The 16,301-nt window shown below is 60.5% G+C and carries 16 protein-coding genes; 9 read left to right on the top strand and 7 right to left on the bottom strand.

Going from position 1 to position 16,301, the window contains the following annotated elements; translation table 11 throughout:
• The first annotated feature begins 232 nt into the window (after window positions 1-232).
• From ompA to F8197_RS24825, 5 genes are all read left to right on the top strand, one after another.
• A complete protein-coding gene (gene ompA / locus F8197_RS24845) occupies window positions 233-946 on the top strand; it encodes an outer membrane protein OmpA (RefSeq protein ID WP_056138937.1) in 714 nt (237 codons plus the stop codon).
• 207 nt (window positions 947-1,153) lie between these two features.
• Entirely contained in the window at window positions 1,154-1,852 is a 699-nt protein-coding gene (ubiG, locus tag F8197_RS24840; protein WP_019921772.1) for a bifunctional 2-polyprenyl-6-hydroxyphenol methylase/3-demethylubiquinol 3-O-methyltransferase UbiG, read from the top strand.
• A 4-nt stretch (window positions 1,853-1,856) separates the two neighbouring features.
• Entirely contained in the window at window positions 1,857-2,528 is a 672-nt protein-coding gene (locus F8197_RS24835; protein ID WP_152884352.1) for an HAD family hydrolase, read from the top strand.
• Window positions 2,529-2,719: 191 nt separating this feature from the next.
• Window positions 2,720-3,706, top strand: a complete 987-nt coding sequence (locus tag F8197_RS24830; RefSeq protein ID WP_152884350.1) for a hypothetical protein — start codon at window positions 2,720-2,722, stop codon at window positions 3,704-3,706.
• Window positions 3,707-3,809: 103 nt separating this feature from the next.
• A complete protein-coding gene (locus tag F8197_RS24825) occupies window positions 3,810-4,928 on the top strand; it encodes a hypothetical protein (RefSeq protein WP_152884348.1) in 1,119 nt (372 codons plus the stop codon).
• 2 nt (window positions 4,929-4,930) lie between these two features.
• On the opposite strand, the gene F8197_RS24820 is transcribed toward F8197_RS24825, so the two are convergent.
• From F8197_RS24820 to F8197_RS24810, 3 genes are all read right to left on the bottom strand, one after another.
• Window positions 4,931-6,202, bottom strand: coding sequence for an O-acetylhomoserine aminocarboxypropyltransferase/cysteine synthase family protein (locus tag F8197_RS24820; RefSeq protein ID WP_152884346.1), 1,272 nt, complete (start codon window positions 6,200-6,202; stop codon window positions 4,931-4,933).
• A gap of 240 nt (window positions 6,203-6,442) precedes the next feature.
• A complete protein-coding gene (locus tag F8197_RS24815; protein WP_373996971.1) occupies window positions 6,443-6,865 on the bottom strand; it encodes a PIN domain-containing protein in 423 nt (140 codons plus the stop codon).
• Window positions 6,862-7,140, bottom strand: coding sequence for a hypothetical protein (locus F8197_RS24810; protein WP_152884343.1), 279 nt, complete (start codon window positions 7,138-7,140; stop codon window positions 6,862-6,864). Before F8197_RS24810 ends, F8197_RS24815 begins: the two co-directional genes overlap by 4 nt.
• 100 nt (window positions 7,141-7,240) lie before the next feature.
• On the opposite strand from F8197_RS24810, the gene F8197_RS24805 reads away from it, so the two are divergent.
• Both F8197_RS24805 and F8197_RS24800 read left to right on the top strand, forming a co-directional pair.
• On the top strand, window positions 7,241-8,143 hold the full coding sequence (locus tag F8197_RS24805) for an RNA polymerase sigma-70 factor (protein WP_227012396.1): 903 nt from the start codon (window positions 7,241-7,243) through the stop codon (window positions 8,141-8,143).
• Between the two features lie 87 nt (window positions 8,144-8,230).
• Entirely contained in the window at window positions 8,231-8,704 is a 474-nt protein-coding gene (locus tag F8197_RS24800) for a carboxymuconolactone decarboxylase family protein (protein WP_152884341.1), read from the top strand.
• 118 nt (window positions 8,705-8,822) lie between these two features.
• On the opposite strand, the gene F8197_RS24795 is transcribed toward F8197_RS24800, so the two are convergent.
• The 4 genes from F8197_RS24795 to F8197_RS24780 all read right to left on the bottom strand — a co-directional run bounded on the left by F8197_RS24795 (window position 8,823) and on the right by F8197_RS24780 (window position 15,095).
• Window positions 8,823-11,879: a TonB-dependent receptor gene (locus F8197_RS24795; protein WP_152884339.1), complete on the bottom strand. Its 3,057-nt coding sequence runs from the start codon at window positions 11,877-11,879 to the stop codon at window positions 8,823-8,825.
• A 562-nt stretch (window positions 11,880-12,441) separates the two neighbouring features.
• Window positions 12,442-13,383, bottom strand: a complete 942-nt coding sequence (locus F8197_RS29510; RefSeq protein WP_152884337.1) for a CPBP family intramembrane glutamic endopeptidase — start codon at window positions 13,381-13,383, stop codon at window positions 12,442-12,444.
• 92 nt (window positions 13,384-13,475) lie between these two features.
• The gene (locus F8197_RS24785) at window positions 13,476-14,276 is read right to left on the bottom strand and encodes an AraC family transcriptional regulator (RefSeq protein WP_152884335.1); all 801 of its coding nucleotides are present in this window, start codon (window positions 14,274-14,276) and stop codon (window positions 13,476-13,478) included.
• Between the two features lie 165 nt (window positions 14,277-14,441).
• Window positions 14,442-15,095: a VOC family protein gene (locus F8197_RS24780; protein ID WP_152884334.1), complete on the bottom strand. Its 654-nt coding sequence runs from the start codon at window positions 15,093-15,095 to the stop codon at window positions 14,442-14,444.
• A gap of 469 nt (window positions 15,096-15,564) precedes the next feature.
• Between F8197_RS24780 and F8197_RS24775 the strand changes: the two genes are divergently transcribed.
• Window positions 15,565-15,930: a transposase gene (locus F8197_RS24775; protein ID WP_227012395.1), complete on the top strand. Its 366-nt coding sequence runs from the start codon at window positions 15,565-15,567 to the stop codon at window positions 15,928-15,930.
• Window positions 15,927-16,274, top strand: a complete 348-nt coding sequence (tnpB, locus tag F8197_RS24770) for an IS66 family insertion sequence element accessory protein TnpB (protein WP_152884330.1) — start codon at window positions 15,927-15,929, stop codon at window positions 16,272-16,274. The genes F8197_RS24775 and tnpB overlap by 4 nt, the downstream gene beginning before the upstream one ends.
• Window positions 16,275-16,301: the final 27 nt, after the last annotated feature.

Genomic DNA, 16,301 nt, shown 5'->3' with positions numbered 1-16,301 from the left:
TTTATTATCGACAATCACGTTGCGACAAAACAACATATTGGTAGTGAGCAAATTGGTGCAAAGGTGCACCGCTTTCGCGCACCAGGATCTATTGTGGCAAAATGAATCAGAAGTCAATTGCTTGTTTCGCAATCGGGAGACGGGCGTGACGCCCCTGCGTGGTAAAATCCGGCCCACGTAATGCACGTCGCGCAGTTTTTCTGCGGATATCACCCCCGAAAGGAAGAAAAATATGAAGAAACTTATTTCGTTGTTGGCCATCTCGGCTGCCTTTGCTGGTTCGGCATTCGCGCAAACCGCGCCTACCGCACCACCTTACGCTCCTGTTACCCAGGACATCAAGGCTGCAACGCCGAAAAGCGCCTACGTGCAAGATGCACGCGGTGTGATCGTGCGTGATCCGTTCGGTCTGTGCTGGCGCACCGGCTACTGGACCCCGGCCGATGCCGTGCCAGGTTGCGACCTGCCACTGTGCGTTGAGCCAGAAAAACTGGAAAATGGCAAGTGCGTAGCACCGCCACCACCGCCGGCTCCAGCACCAGCTCCGGCACCAACCCCAGCGCCAACGCCGAAACCAGTTCCAGTGCCAACCGCACAAAAAGTGAGCTTCGCCGCTGACGCGTTCTTCGATTTCGACAAATCGGTCCTGAAACCAGAAGGCAAAGCCAAGCTGGACGAAGTGACCTCGAAACTGGGCGCCATCAACCTGGAAGTCATCATCGCTGTTGGTCACACCGACTCCGTTGGTTCGGACGAGTACAACCAGAAGCTGTCGGTACGCCGCGCTGAAGCAGTCAAAGCCTACATCATCTCCAAAGGCGTTGACGCAACCCGCGTGTACACCGAAGGCAAAGGCGAGAAACAGCCAGTTGCCGACAACAAGACCGCCGAAGGCCGCGCGAAAAACCGTCGCGTGGAAATCGAAGTCGTAGGCACCAGCAAGTAATATAAGGGTAACTCTCAAGCCTACTGCGCGACCCGCTATCGCCTCTCCGTTGCTCAGCGTACCTCCGTACGCTTCCGCTACTCAAGACGATATCGGGCCGCTCGCTACGGCTTTCGAGTCACCCCGCCGCACGAACCCCGCCTCGGCGGGGTTTTTTTATGCCTGCTGCTTTAGAATAGCGGGATATCTTTTCATGAAAGCCGCACCATGAACGCTGATCCGTTAGAACTGCAAAAATTTTCCGACCTGGCCCACCGCTGGTGGGACCCTACCTCCGAATTCCGTCCCCTGCACGAAATCAACCCGCTGCGCCTGGAGTGGATCAATGCCCGCGTGCCGCTGGCCGGCAAGAAGGTGATCGACATCGGTTGCGGCGGCGGCATCCTCAGCGAATCGATGGCGCGCAAGGGCGCCGACGTCACCGGCATCGACCTCGGTGAAAAAGCGCTGAAAGTGGCCGACCTGCACAGCCTGGAATCGGGCGTGCAAGTACGCTATAAACTGGTGGCCGCCGAAGACATGGCCGCGCAGGAGCCGGGCCAGTACGACGTGGTCACCTGCATGGAAATGCTCGAACACGTGCCCGATCCCGGCGCCATCGTGCGCGCTGCCGCCGCGCTGGTCAAACCGGGCGGCCACGTGTTCTTTTCCACGCTCAACCGCAACCCCAAGTCCTACCTGTTTGCCATCATCGGCGCGGAATACGTGCTGCGCATGCTGCCCAAGGGCACCCACGACTACGACAAGTTCATCACGCCGTCGGAACTGGCGCAATACGTGCGCAGCGCCGGCCTGGAAACGCGCGGCATGAAGGGCCTCGGCTACAACCCGCTCACCAAGATCTATTCGCTCAATGACGACACCAGCGTCAATTACATGATCGCCACCACCCGCCCACTCGACTGACCTCATGACCACTGCCCTGACTGCCCCGCGCGCCATTCTGTTCGACCTCGACGGCACACTGGCCGACACCGCGCCCGACCTGGCCGCCGCCGTCAACCTGCTGCGCACCACGCGCGGCCTGCAACCGTCCGACTACGAACTGCTGCGCCCCACCGCGTCGGCTGGCGCGCGCGGCATGATCGGCGTGGCCTTCGGCATGACGCCCGAGGACGATGGCTACCTGGCCCTGCGCGACGGCTTTTTCGACAACTACGAAGCCAATATCGCCGACCACAGCACCCTGTTTGCCGGCGTACCCGAACTGCTGGCCGGCATCGAAGCAGCCGGCGTGCAATGGGGCGTGGTCACCAACAAACCGAAGCGCTTTACCGACCCGCTGCTGCCACTGATCGGCCTGGACCACGCCGCCTGCTCGATCTCCGGCGACACCACGGCCCACGCCAAGCCGCACCCGGCGCCGCTGTTCGAAGCCGCAGCGCGGCTGGGACTCGATCCCCGCGATTGCTGGTACGTGGGCGACGACCTGCGCGACATCCAGGCCGGCAAGGCGGCCGGCATGCCCACCATCGCTGCCGGCTGGGGTTACTGCGGTCCGCACAAGCCGCTGGACTGGCAGGCCGACCGGGTGCTGAACGACCCGTTGGCATTGCTGACCCTGATGCGGGAAACGTTGTAACCGCCGCGCATTTGCTCGGTTCTGTAGAAAACTGTTGATTTGCAAGGAGAGCAGGGGTAGCCTCCATATTTCTGCGTAGAATTACTTATTATTTTTATGGTAATTAAGCAGCAAACCTCTTCAACCCACTTTCCGACATCATGACTCTTCCCGAGCTGGCTGCCCAAACCCTGCAGCCTCCAGCAGAGCAAATGGCAGATTACACGGCGTACATTCCTGAACGCCATACCGCCCCGCAAAGCTGGTACGCCAGCGTGGCCGATGCCAGGATTCACTGGTACGACCTGATCGCCGGCTTCCCCGAGCGCCTCGACATCCACGATCCGGTCGGCCGCTACCAGCGCCGCATGCAGTTCGAGCTCGACGCGGTGGCCTCCCGGCACCACCTGTTCTTTGCCCTCACCCGCCCGCCGGTACGCTTCGACGCTGCCGGAACCGTCCACTGGGGCTTCTTTTCGCTCAAGTTGACCCTGCCGCTGCTGGTGGGCCAGGAAAAGAAGCGCGACAGCATCTCCTTCGAACTCACGGTGCCGTTTGCCGCCACGCTGAAAAAGCCGATGGTCGTGCTCACGCCCAATTACGTCACGCTCAACTGGGGCGGCCTGGTGGAAACCTTCTCCATCCACGACATCCTGCTGGCCCATGCGCCGGACAAGGTGCCGTGCCAGGTGGTGTACGTGGGCCAGACCCACGATCCGGAAGCGCAACTGTCGCGCGCGCACCTGCCCGCGCTGCAAAAGCTGCACGCCCGGCACAAGGGAGACCTCGACACCCTGCTGCTGGTCCAGCAGCTCGACGTCAAGGTCAACTGCGCCAGCGGCGACCCGGCGGAACTGCCCCATAACGCCCACCCGCGCGCCGCCGCCGTGCTGCAAGGCGAACGCATGGACTTGCTGGAAGCGGCCCTGATCCGCTATTTTGAGGGCGCCACGCCGCTGCCGCGCAAGGAAAACGAGCGCCAGTTGCGGCGCGAACGCGTGACGGCTGTGCAAGAAGCCAACAACCTGGTGCAGTTCACCATCGATTTACAGTGGCCGGAACTGGGCGCATATGACAGAATCGGCTCCGGGCAAGTGACTGCGGCAACCCGCCACCTGCTCAGTTGTTTTGTCGCCGACGGTGAAGTAATTGTGTCCCGCATGACACCTCCTGAACCGGCCAAGGGCGCCAAAGTCTGACCCCAAGTGTGACATTTCAGGTTGCCGCACAGAAATAACGGATGGATACAATTTGCGGCAGGGTCTATACTGCCCGCTTGATCTGACACACTGGAGCATCCACATGACGAGCGATTTACCCGACCAGGTCGCCGGCGAGGACGATCAAGAGCCCTCGCTGGAAGAACTGGGACTGGTATTGCCGCCCGAGGATGCGCCCGAGCCGTTCAACGACCTGCTGACGGCGCCCGAAGCATTCGACGACCTGTTGCCCCTGCTGCCGCAACGCAGCAACGCACGGCAGACCTGGCGCGTCACCGTTTCCGACGCCAAGTACCACTGGTATGACCTGTTTGCCGGCTTCCCCGAGCGGCCCGACATCCGCGACCCCATCGGCCGCCAGCTGCGCCGAATGCAGTTCGATCTCGAGGCGACCATGGAGAAGCGGCTGATTTATTTTGTCATCAACCGCCCCATCGTGCGCTTCGATCACGAGCGCAGCGTCAGCTGGGCGTTCTTCTCGCTCAAGCTTACGGTGCCGATCCTGATCGGCAGCGAAGGCAAGCGCGGCACCGTGCAGATGGACCTGGAAATTCCGTTCGCGGCCACGTTCAAGAAGCCGATCGTCACCATGACCGACTGCTTCATCACGCTCAACTGGGGCGGCCTGGTGGAAGCGCTGTCGATTCACGAGGTGCTGCAACGCTACGACCACGGCCTGAAAATTCCCAGCAAGGTGCAATACGTGGGTCAAACCAAGGACCCGGCCGGCCGTCTGGCGCGCGCGCGCCTGTCCGCCGTGCAACGCATCCACTACAACAATAACGATCACCACGACCTGTTGCTGCTGGTGCAACGCATGCAGGTGGAAGTACTGTGCGACGATGGCGACCCGAGCGAGAAGCCGGTGAACCAGAACGCGGTGGCGGCCGACATGCTGCTCAAGGACCGGGTGGACGCCATCGAATGCGCGCTGATCCGGTATTTCGAAGGGCCGATCATGCAGGGCCGCACCAGCCGCGAAGTGGATGTGCGGCGCGAGCGGCTGCGCGAGATCGAGGCCAATAATCACCTGGACGGCGTGCGCATCGACCTGCGCATCGACGACGACAACCCGTACAACGAGTTGTACTCCATCGCCGCGCCCGCCTCGCGCGCGCACATTTTCGATTGCACCTTCAAGGACGGCGCCGCGATGACGGTGCCGCTGCCCCAAGAAACGCCGGGCAAGGCGCGCGGCTGAAACTAAACTGCGGCCAGTGCCTGCTCAAGATCGGCCAGCAGATCGTCGCTGTGCTCGATGCCGATCGACAGCCGCACCGTATCGACCGTGACGCCCGCCTTGGCCAGCTCCGCCTCGTTGAGCTGGCGGTGCGTGGTGGAGGCCGGGTGACAGGCCAGCGATTTGGCGTCGCCGATATTGACCAGCCGCGTAAACAGCTGCAACGCATCCTGGAAGCGCGCGCCTCCTTCCACCCCGCCCTCGACACCAAACGTCAGCACGCCCGACGGCCGCCCGCCCAGGTATTTGACCGCCAGCGCATGGTCACGGTGGTCTTCCAGCCCGGCGTAATTGACCCACTTGACCTTGCCATGCTGGCGCAGATACCGGGCCACCGTGCGGGTGTTTTCCGTGATGCGGTCCATGCGCAGCGCCAGCGTCTCGATGCCCTGCAGGATCAAAAAGGCATTGAACGGCGAAATCGCCGCGCCGGTATTCCTCAGCGGCACCACGCGCGCGCGGCCGATGTAAGCGGCCGGCCCCAGCGCTTCGGTATAAACCACGCCGTGGTACGACACGTCCGGCTCGTTGAGGCGGCGGAACCGCTGCTTGTGCTCGGCCCACGGAAACTTGCCAGAATCGACGATCACGCCGCCGATGGAATTGCCGTGCCCGCCCAAGTACTTGGTGAGCGAATGGACCACGATATCGGCGCCATGCTCGAACGGGCGCAGCAGGTATGGCGTGGCCACCGTGTTATCGACGATCAGCGGCACGCCGTGCTGGTGCGCCACGGCAGCGATTTTTTCGATATCGGTGATATTGCCCAGCGGGTTGCCGATCGACTCGATGAACACGGCCTTGGTGCGCTCGTCGATGAGTGCGGCGAACGACGCGGGATCGGCCGGATCGGCAAAGCGCGTGGTGATGCCGAACTGCGGCAACGTGTGGGCGAACAGGTTGTACGTGCCGCCGTACAGGGTGGAGGCCGAGACGATGTTGTCGCCGGCCTCGGCAATGGTCTGGATCGCATACGTGACCGCCGCCTGCCCCGACGCCAGTGCCAGCGCCCCCACGCCGCCCTCGAGCGCAGCCAGGCGCTGCTCGAGCACGTCCTGGGTGGGATTCATGATGCGCGTATAGATATTGCCCGGCACCTTTAAATCGAACAGGTCGGCGCCGTGCTGGGTATCGTCAAACGCGTAAGCCACGGTCTGGTAGATGGGCACGGCAACTGCACGGGTAGTGGGATCGGGACGATAGCCGCCATGCACGGCCAGGGTTTCGAGCTTCATGTCTCCTCCGTTTGAATGATGTCGCCAGCGTAGAGCGATTCGAAAGACATGCCAAAGAATGAATTCGCGCCAGGTCATGCGCGCAGCGAATATGGCAGTTGGCGTGAGCATACCGGGGCGCCGGAAGCCCGTCGTGCAAGCCCCCGGCAGCCCCGTGTATAAGCCTGACTGAATTTCAAGCTCGTAGCGGCGGAGAGGGTTGGACTGTGGTTGAGTAAATAAGTTCCGCGAGGTTCGAATTCAGGGTAGCGGCGGCTTGATATTGACCACCACTCCGCCGACGAGTTCATACGGTACCCGCACCCTGGGGCCCTCTCCGCCGAAATCCCTGGGATTGCGCGTAATGATCACTCGGCAGGAAGCTTCTGCAGTCGCGCGAATGATGCAGTCTGGAAGAGGGAACTTGGGACGATTGATGAGGCTGTTGCCACGAATAATGGTGGCACGATGCATGATGTCATTGTCGGGATGGACGACCTTGATGCCAGTATCATCCAAAAAAGCCTGAAACCGAATTTTTTCCGCTGGTGTCATCACACAGGCCGCTTCCATCCAGTTAATGGAGCTGATGATCGCATCTTCATAACGGAGCATCTCCAGCGCAGCCTCGGCATGCCCGTTGAAGTTGTCCATCAGGATGTTGCTATCGAAAAGGACTTTCACCACTCGGCCCGCATCTGTCGCTGGTATTCGACGGGATCTTTCGGTTTGCTGACATCATCTTTCCAAATACCGTGCACGCTCATGATGGCAGCCAAACGCTTGGCACGTGTTGTCTCCGCCGGTGTCAGCGACTTACTCAGTGCTGCGGCTGCCGTGCTGGCAACCAGTTGGTGCAGAACCTGGGACGCAGCCGACTGCCGGGGATCAGCGTCAAGCGCGGATGACTGAAGCTGTTCGATCTCACGTTCGTCCAATTCGGTAGCGGATTGCTCCATGATGCGACTCCTCGCAGATATCACTGCAAGCAGTGTATAACATTTGGAGCCAAAAAATATTTAAGCGGATGCTGTCACAAATCGCGCATGCCAGCCGTCTATGATCCAAGCCCACTTGTTCGCCAATACCATGACCGACGCCACCACCTTCGATACCCTGCGCCCCCGCCTGTTCGCCATCGCCTACCGCATGCTGGGCGTGCGCGCCGATGCCGAGGACGTGGTGCAGGACGCCTGGCTGCGCTGGCATGGCAGCGACCACGCGGCGATCCAGTCGCCCGAAGCCTGGCTGGTCACCACCACTACCCGGCTGGCGATCGACTACCTGCGCGGCCGGCAGGCCGAGCGCGCCACCTACATCGGCTGGTGGCTGCCCGAACCCGTCGTCGAACTCGACGAACGCACGCCGGAGAGCAGCGCCGAGATGGCCAGCGACGTCTCGATGGCGTTCCTGTGGGTGCTTGAGCGCCTGTCGCCAGAAGAGCGCGCCGCCTTCCTGATGCGCCAGGTGTTCGACCACGACTACGCCGACATCGCCACCATGCTGGGCAAGACCGAAGCCGCGTGCCGGCAGATGGTGCACCGGGCGCAGGAACGCGTGCAACAGCAACAGCCGCGCTTTGACGTACCGAAACAAACCCACCAGGCCCTGCTGGGCCGCTTCATGGTGGCCGCCAAGGCAGGCGACCGCGACGCCATGAAAGCCATGATGGCCGACGACGTGCAACTGGTGTCCGACGGCGGCGGCAAGATCCTTTCCTTCATGCGCATCCTGCGCGGCGCCGGCCGGGTGGCAGGCGTGTTCTGGTCGGTGGAACACCAGCACCCGCAGCGGGTGGATTACCGCCAGGCGCGCGTGAATGGCGAACCGGGCCTGCTGCGCTACGTGGAAGGCAAGCTCGAATCGGCGCAATCGTTCGTGATCGAGGATGGCAAGATCGCTGCAGTGCTGGTGGTGCGCAATCCCGACAAGCTGACCGCCGCGCCGCAAACTATTTTGTAGCACGCTGTCACAAACGCGGCGGCGGTCGCGTCTAAGGAGTATGAGGCGCGCAATCAGGCGCCCTCCACTCCCTCGAAAGGAAACATCATGACCCAAGCCGTCCGCATCAAGGATTTTTATCGCGCCGCCCCCACCAGCCTGCAGGCGATGATTGCGCTGTCCACCAGCGTCAAGAAAAGCGCGCTGGGCATCCGCCTGGTGGAACTGGTCAACCTGCGCATCTCGCAAATCAACGGCTGCGGCGTGTGCGTGGACATGCACTGGCGCGACCTGATCAAGCAAGGCCTGGACCCGCGCCACATCAACGCAATTGCCGGCTGGCGCGAAGCCCCGCCATCGTTCTTCAGCGACAGCGAACGCGCCGCCCTCAACTGGGCCGAAGCCGTCAATGCCCTGCCGCACAAGCAGCCGGGCGACGACGATTTCGCGCTGCTGAAAACCCATTTCGACGACAACCAGATCATCGAACTGAGCTACGGCATTGCCGTGATACGCGGTTGGAACGTGATCAACGCCAGCTTGCACAATCAGATTCCCGAAGTGCCGGCGCCGGGGTTCTAACGGGTACGACGACAATCACGCGATCAAAAAAAAACTCCCGCACGGGACGCGCCCGGGCGGGAGAAAGATCGGCCGGCGTGGAGACCGTCCCCGCTGGCCGATCCGAGTGACGACGCGATCAGAACGAGTATTGCGCCAACAGGGTGTAGCGCGGACCGCTCATGAAGACCTGGCGGGTGAAGTCGCCCGCGTGCTGCTGCATGATCTGGCGCGTGTACGAGTTGGTCAGGTTGGTGCCTTCCAGGCCCACGCGGAACTTGTCCGTGAAGTCATAGAAGATCGACGCATCCACCTGGCCGTAGCCGGCCTGGTACAGCGGCAGACCGAAGGCCTGGTCGTTGTTGGTCGTCGGGATCAGGTACTTGCCCGCTGGCGCGTCCGGATTCGTGTTCAGGCCGTTGTTGCCACGGCTGCCCCACTGGGTCACGCCCAGCAGGTAGCGCGAACGCCAGTTGTAGGCCACCCGCATCGACAGGCCGTGCTGCTCGTACATCAGCGCCAGGTTGACCGTGTGGCGCGACAGTCCCTGCAACGGGGTCTTGCCGAACGGACGTCCATCGGTATCGCAGCCGTTGATGAACAGGTTGAAGTTGGACGACGCGTCGTTGCCCGAGCACCATGCTTCGTTGACCGGATCTTTCAACTTGCGCTCGCTCGACACATAGGTCCAGCTGGCCTGGCTGCCGAGGCCGCGCAGCCAGTCGGGCACGAAGTCGTAGTACTGCTGGTGGGCCAGCTCGAAACCGCGCGCATAGCCCTTGGCGCCATTGACCGGACCGGTGACCACGAAGGTCTGCTGCTTGCCGGCCGAGTCCACCGCGTTGTAGCCGAAGTTCTTGGTGGTGACGATGTCCTTGAGGTCCTTGTTAAAGGCCGAGAACGTCAGCGAGCCGGCCTTGGCGAAGTACCACTCGGCGGTCAGGTCGATGTTGGTCGACGTGGTGGGCTTCAACAGCGGATTGCCGTCGCTGGTGCCGTTCAGGCTGGTGCCGTCGAAGCGCACGGCGGTGGTGTTTCCGGCCGCGTCCCGGGTAACCGTCTGCATGTGCTGGGCATTGAGCGTGGTCTGCACCTGGAGCTGGTTGAAGTCGGGACGGGACATCGACTTGGCCACCGCGAAGCGGAATTGCAGCTGATCGCTGGCTTTCATGCGCAGGTTCAGGCTCGGCAGCCAGTTGTCGTAGGAGTTATTCACCGACTGCTGCTGCGCGAACGAGGCGATGTCGATCAGGTTGCCCTGGCCGCTCACGGGCACGCCGCTGCCGACGCTCGGCAGCGATGGACGCGTGAACGACACGTAGCCGCTGCCGGCGCCTTTGGTTTTCACGTAGCGGATGCCGACATTGCCGTCAACCGGGTACTTCAGGTTATCCCAGCCGAAGCGCAGCTGAGTGTACGCGGCGCGGGTCTTCTCGGTCTGCGTGTTGGTGGCGGCAGGGTCGTTGAAGGTTGCCGGCTTCCACGGATCGCAGGTCGAACCTTTTTCGGCGCACAGCACGTCGTGGTAGGCGTGGATCTTGGCCCACTGGTCGGGGAAGCCGCGCACCGTCGCCTCGTCCGCGAACAGCATCGGCGGAATGTTGTATTTGCCGCCGAAGAAATTGTCCATCGTCTGCAGCGACGAGCCGCCGGCGAACCGTGGATCGCTCAGGCGCGCCACGCCGTTGATCTGCCAGCCTTCCATCCACGGGAAGGTGATTGCCGACCAGTTGTAGTATTTCTGCGCCTTGTGGTTTTCGCCTTCGCGGTTCGCCATGCGCACGCCGAAGCGGATGTCGCGCAGCACTGGATCGTCGAACGCGAACTTGACGTCCGATTTCCACGCCTTCTGGTTGGCCGACGCGTGGTCCAGCGCTTCCTGGGTGTAGGCCCAGTAGTAGTTTTTCGGGTCGGCCATGTAAGCGTCCGAGCCAAGGCCAATCTGCGGCACCTTGCCGGTCGTGTTCATGGTCTGACTCGGCAGGATGAAGCCGGTCGAGACGTCGGCGTCAAAGCCCTCGGTGGTGGACCGCACATGCTGGAAGTCGTTGGTCCAGGTGAAGTCGGGCGTGATGCGCCACTGGACGTTGAGCGAAATGTCGCGCGTGGAGGATTCACGCGTATTGATGCGCTGCGAGCTGTTAAACGGCGAACCGCCGTAGGTCGGGTTCGAGATCGTGCCGCTCTGGAAGGCGCCATTCTTGTCGAATACGGAGTCCGCGCTGGCGACTTGCTGGTACCACTTGTCCTCGGACGAGGCCACGACGTGCTCGTCGAGGTCTTCCTTGTAGCGGGTTTTGAAATAGGTCAGCCCGGCAGTTAAGTCCTTGTTCGGTTTCCACTGCAGCGCCGCATAGTCGCCGCGGCGGGTGCGGTCGAAGTCCTGCGAACGATAGCCCATGCCCAGCGGTATCCATTGCGTCTTGGAGCGGTCGTACAGGGCCGGATTGGTGGAGTTTACGTGCGGGAAATACGGATCGACGCTGACGCCATCGGAACGGCTGGGGCTTTTCGCCTTGGCGAAATCGACCAGGGCGCCGACTTCACCGAATGGCGTGGTCCAGCGGTTCGACAGCAAGATGGTGCTGGTCGGCGAAGGTTTGCCCTCGCGCAGCGTCGAATACGATTCCGAAAAGCCGACAGTGCCCTTGAAGCCCTTGTAGTCGAACGGCATGGCGGTCCGCAGATTGACCAGGCCGGCAATCGCACCCTCGACCTGCTCGGCCGATGGATTCTTGTACACATCGACGCCCGACATCAGTTCCGGCGCCACGTCGGAGAAACCAAGCGAGCGGCCGCCACCGGCGGAAAACGCGTCGCGGCCGTTGATTTCCGACCGCACGTAAGTCAGCCCGCGCACCGACACGCCGGAACCCTCGACCGACTGGCGGTTCGGATCACCCGCCATGTTACGGTCGATGGTAACGCCGGCAATACGCTGCAGCACCTCGGTGACCGAACGGTCCGGCAGTTTGCCGATGTCTTCGGCAACGATCGAATCGACGACTTCGTCGGAATCCTGTTTAAGTTTTTGCGCCGATTGCAGCGCGGCGCGCTGACCGCTAACGACCACCACCGCACCGGCGGCTGGTTCGTTGGCAGGCTGGGGCTGGGTTTGGGCCATGGCCGTGCCGGCAGACAGCAAAGCGATATTTGCGACCGCGAGCGCGATCGTGGTTTTCTTGAAATTGTCCAAGGGGGTCTCCTTCTGGTGTTTTTATAGTTACACCCGAAGATATTGCACATAACACAACTCTCGACGGGATGATATACGCTAACATCTATTTTTCGCCGAACAAATAGTTGTCGAGTGGGATATATGTGTTTAACTAGGTTCACTAAACAAACCGAGATTTGAAAGCCTTTCATTGGTGAATAGAGTCGTATATATTCTTTTATAATCAATGACTTACGAAAAATAATAGGTTTGACTCCATTGTGGCTGGCAAACAACGCAGTTGTTGGTGGCGGCGTGTTTCGTGAGCAGTCTCACTGAACGCTTCGTTGACTGTCGGTGTCGCTGGCTAGATCCGTTGGCTTCTTTGCAAAGCGCCTAAGACTATGCTCAAAAACAAGGCACAGAAGGCTCTCAAGCAAGCGACATGGAGCTGGACACCGGATAGGAGCGTTGATCCGGACGAAGTCTGCACGCAAGAACGATGGTGTCCCACGATGTGGACAAATTCAGTATCCACGCGGGCTTCCAGCCAGTCACGGCCCGGAATGCACTTGCTGCCCTCCGCATTCGCATTGCACAATCACTGAACACTCACATTTATCGGCCCGGTCGAATCATTGGACATCGGTACCCTTTTCAAGCACATGAAAATGGTTCCAGCAAGAAGGAAAGCGACGCAGACAACGCTGCCTTCCGGGCCCTGCGCCCCCCCGTTGAGCCACTCGGGCCCGAGCGGCTTGAGGGCGACCAGCAGTGGAGGAATATCCATGTCGAAGCCGGTCACAGGCAAGCCAAACCCAACGGCCAGCAACCAATTCCAACCAGTATGCCAACCCATCACACCAAGAAGGCTACGCGTTCGCCATACCCAGGCACAACAAAAGACAGCGTACAAGACCATACTGACGGTGGTCAGCCAATGCTGTCCGCGATTAAAGTGTGCCAGCGCAAACACGGCCGAACTGAATGCGACGGCCAGCAATAGATTCCATTTCTTGGCCAGCAGCGACAGCAACCAACCACGGAAAAAGATCTCCTCGGTGCTGGCCTGCAAGGCAAAGCACAGTAGCAACACGACCATGAATGCCAGCGCGCCGGGCGTATGCCAGCCACCAGCGAGCACAGTCGACGGATCAGACGGCGCGCGCCCCAGCCCTCCCGCCAGCCAGATCATGGCCACTATGCCGGCGATGCTGGCCATGCCGATCACATGCCCTTGCAGGAAGCAACGAAGCTTGGCGGCGCCGGTCAAGCCGATGGCGGCGAGGCTGCGGCCTTCGACCCGCTGGACCCATAGCAACAAGATCAGCAACAACGATCCGGACGAAATCAGCAGGAATAGCGCAAATCCCCACCAGTCCACGGGCAAGCCTTTGGCATCGAGTCGAACCAAGCGCCGCAACACCGGATCCGTTGCCATGTCGCTGACAATGATGAAGATCAGGGCAAGCACGGGTGCGCACACGCCCCATGGCAACCACCCGGATGCCGTCTCCGTAGAAAAGATTTCTTGTGATTTCACTGTTCCTCCATTCAGGGCCGCACTGCGGCATAAAGAATGGCCAGATGTTAAGCATTGCCAGGTACGACGGATAGAACGATCGTGCAATCAGCTCATTTGCCGCAGGCAATGATCCAGTGCCCGGGTGTCATGCCGAACGCGCTACGGAACTGGCGGGTCAGGTGGCTTTGGTCGGCGAAACGGCAGTGAAAGGCCACGTCGGCGATGGTTTCTCCTGCACCAAGAAGCTGGCGCGCCCGTTCCAGGCGCCGCATCGTGAGATAGCGGTAGGGGCTGGTGCCAAAGGCCGTACGAAAGTCGCGTGACAATTTCCAGCGATCACGATGCGCAATGCGCTCCAAAGTTGCCAGATCAACCGATTCGTCCCAGTGTGCATGCAAGTACTCCCGCGCGAGCTCCGCCGCGCGGTAGTCGGCATTGGGCAAGCGGCGCGAGCCGCCGCCTAGCCAATCCAGGGTGACCGCCAGCTCGTACAGGGCATCACTATACTCAAGCGCGTCGAGCGGCCGGTCACAATCTTTCAATAGAGACATCGCCGCGTGCAACAAACGGCTGTCAGTTGACACCCCACCCTCAAGGAACGGCAGCGCCTTACCGCCCAGCATGCTTTGAAGGGTATATGGTTCGAGATACAAGGCCCTGTAACGGAAACCCTCCACCGTTCCAGCATGGCCGTCGTGCAGTTCATCCGGATGGATGACCACCACGCCGCCGGGCAAAGAATGGCGTTCGCTGCCACGATAATGGAAACTCTGCACCCCATCTACAGTCAGGGCGATCGCATAATTGTCGTGGCGGTGCGGAAGGTAGCCCTCGCCGGCGATAAAGGCCTCCATGCGCACGGGCTCGCCTTGTGCGCGTTTGCTCCAGTTGACGATCCTTGCTTCTCGCATCCGCTCTCCAAAACTGGCGTTCGGTCGTAGTATTTACCCGCAAACGATAGCAGAAGTGCGCCAAACAGGACAGTCGCGGTGAGTCCGCGCCGCATAAATTTCCACCCATGCGAGTAGGGCCATGCGAGTTCCGCCAAGGCCAGCTCCTGGCCGGTTTCCGCTGCATCAGTAATTGAACACTAGCGGCAAGGCAGGACGGAAATCATGCCGCAGACCGGAAAAGCCATGGTCGAACGTGATTTCCATGAGATGGTGCTTATCTTTCACAATGCTAATGCTTCCGGCATCCACCGCCGCTTGAGCTGCATCCGACCACTTTTTTTCCATGGGAGTCGTGATGGCTATAGAGGTAATTTCGAGAACACCAGCAGTGTGTTCAAGCGGTTGGCGGCGGTCGCTAGGTGCAGCATCGGGAGCTTTACCATTCTCGAGCCAGAACCACATCGGTTCCGACAAAGATACCTCGTTACCGATTCCAATAGACATACCCGCAGGCATGTACTCTGGCGTGTAATCCCACGTAGGGAATGGAATACCCAATCCCTTTACTGTGGGTCTGAAACACACCCCAAAGGGCGACACTGAACTGTCGGTCAGTCTTTCGTAAAGCATCGTTGGCCGAGTAGTTTCACTTTGAACTTCCGACTCATCAGACACCCACAGGAGCTCGATAAACGCGTTGTGAAAAAAGAATCGTCGATTTTCTGTTCCTTGGCCAGGGTGCTTGTTTCCGCCGCCCTCCGTGAGGCCGAATGCACGTAGCAAATCGGCCTCCGGTGCATCGCGTGTTGCTCGCAAAAATATGTGGTCTATTTTCATGAAAACTCACGCTTCACTTTGAATCTCATACCTGCTGTGTCAGTCTTCAATGAGCGGTTCTGGCCGTTCTCGGAAATACTAAAGGCGTAACTCTAGCACGACATCTTCAGGCTGAAACGCCACCGGTGAGAGGCGAACATTTTCCCGACATGGTTTGAGATGTATCAGGCTGGGTCCGCATGGCAGAACCAGACGCAGCCGACGACGTAAAGCCTAATGAGGCACGGCTGGGATATCTCAAACCGGGTACCCCCGGATACCCCCGGAAAAGTCCCCCGTACCCCATTGGCTACCACCGGACGCTTTTAAACCAAGCCGGACTGGCCCCCATGGAGAAAAACCCGCACGGGGCGGGTTTTTTAGGTCTTGCTGAGCCTGCTTGAAACGTAAGCGTCTTCCCACCGCCGTCTACCTTTAAAAGTCCACATACCTCAAAGTAGTTCCCGTCACTTTTTTGATGGGAATCACTTTGGATACAGATAAAACGGCAGGCAACCGCAAAGGCCGCCCCAACTATCCGGCTGACTTCAAACGGCGCCTCGCCATCGAGGCTTGCGTACCTGGTATCTCGGTGTCGAAACTGGCGCAGCAGCACAACATCAACGCCAACATGCTGTTCAAGTGGCGCCGTGAATTGCGGGTCGGTTTGTTCGAGCCGATCGCGCCGGCGCTGCTACCCGTGCTGATTAAGCCTGCTAGGGCACGGCTGCCGTCACCACGCACAGCTGAGCCAAGCAACATGATCGAAATCATCATTGGCGATGCCGTTGTGCGTCTGCATGCCGGCATCGACGCAGCGCTGCTCCAGCTCGTCTTGCAAAGCCTGCGGCCATGATTGGCTTGCCGGCGGGTACGCGCATCTGGATCGCAGCCGGTGTGACCGACATGCGCTCTGGTTTCAACGGTCTGGCGGCCAGGGTGCAAACTGCCCTGGACGAAGACCCGTTCAGTGGCCATGTGTTCGTGTTCCGTGGCCGGCGCGGCGACATGATCAAAGTGCTGTGGTGGAGCGGCGATGGGCTGTGTTTGCTGGCCAAGCGGCTTGAACGCGGCCGCTTCGTGTGGCCTCAGGCTATCAACGGTACGGTATCGCTATCCCAGGCACAACTGTCGATGCTGCTCGAAGGCATCGACTGGCGGCGCCCCGAGCGCACCTGGCAACCATCATCGGCCTTGTAAACGTCGGCGCCCTCGCGTAAACTCGGT

Origin of the sequence: Duganella sp. FT27W (assembly GCF_009295655.1) — a bacterium.
Taxonomy (GTDB): Bacteria; Pseudomonadota; Gammaproteobacteria; order Burkholderiales; family Burkholderiaceae_D; genus Rugamonas; species Rugamonas zoogloeoides.
The sequence above is the reverse complement of the archived record's forward strand: the minus strand, read 5'-3'. Positions and strand labels throughout refer to the sequence as shown.

What these genes read in the sequence shown, in the direction of transcription:
- ompA (WP_056138937.1), top strand. Translation starts at nt 233, where the DNA reads ATGAAGAAACTTATTTCGTTGTTGGCCATCTCGGCTGCCTTTGCTGGT.
- ubiG (WP_019921772.1), top strand. Translation starts at nt 1,154, where the DNA reads ATGAACGCTGATCCGTTAGAACTGCAAAAATTTTCCGACCTGGCCCAC.
- F8197_RS24835 (WP_152884352.1), top strand. Translation starts at nt 1,857, where the DNA reads ATGACCACTGCCCTGACTGCCCCGCGCGCCATTCTGTTCGACCTCGAC.
- F8197_RS24830 (WP_152884350.1), top strand. Translation starts at nt 2,720, where the DNA reads ATGGCAGATTACACGGCGTACATTCCTGAACGCCATACCGCCCCGCAA.
- F8197_RS24825 (WP_152884348.1), top strand. Translation starts at nt 3,810, where the DNA reads ATGACGAGCGATTTACCCGACCAGGTCGCCGGCGAGGACGATCAAGAG.
- F8197_RS24820 (WP_152884346.1), bottom strand. Translation starts at nt 6,202, where the DNA reads ATGAAGCTCGAAACCCTGGCCGTGCATGGCGGCTATCGTCCCGATCCC.
- F8197_RS24810 (WP_152884343.1), bottom strand. Translation starts at nt 7,140, where the DNA reads ATGGAGCAATCCGCTACCGAATTGGACGAACGTGAGATCGAACAGCTT.
- F8197_RS24805 (WP_227012396.1), top strand. Translation starts at nt 7,241, where the DNA reads ATGATCCAAGCCCACTTGTTCGCCAATACCATGACCGACGCCACCACC.
- F8197_RS24800 (WP_152884341.1), top strand. Translation starts at nt 8,231, where the DNA reads ATGACCCAAGCCGTCCGCATCAAGGATTTTTATCGCGCCGCCCCCACC.
- F8197_RS24785 (WP_152884335.1), bottom strand. Translation starts at nt 14,276, where the DNA reads ATGCGAGAAGCAAGGATCGTCAACTGGAGCAAACGCGCACAAGGCGAG.
- F8197_RS24780 (WP_152884334.1), bottom strand. Translation starts at nt 15,095, where the DNA reads ATGAAAATAGACCACATATTTTTGCGAGCAACACGCGATGCACCGGAG.
- tnpB (WP_152884330.1), top strand. Translation starts at nt 15,927, where the DNA reads ATGATTGGCTTGCCGGCGGGTACGCGCATCTGGATCGCAGCCGGTGTG.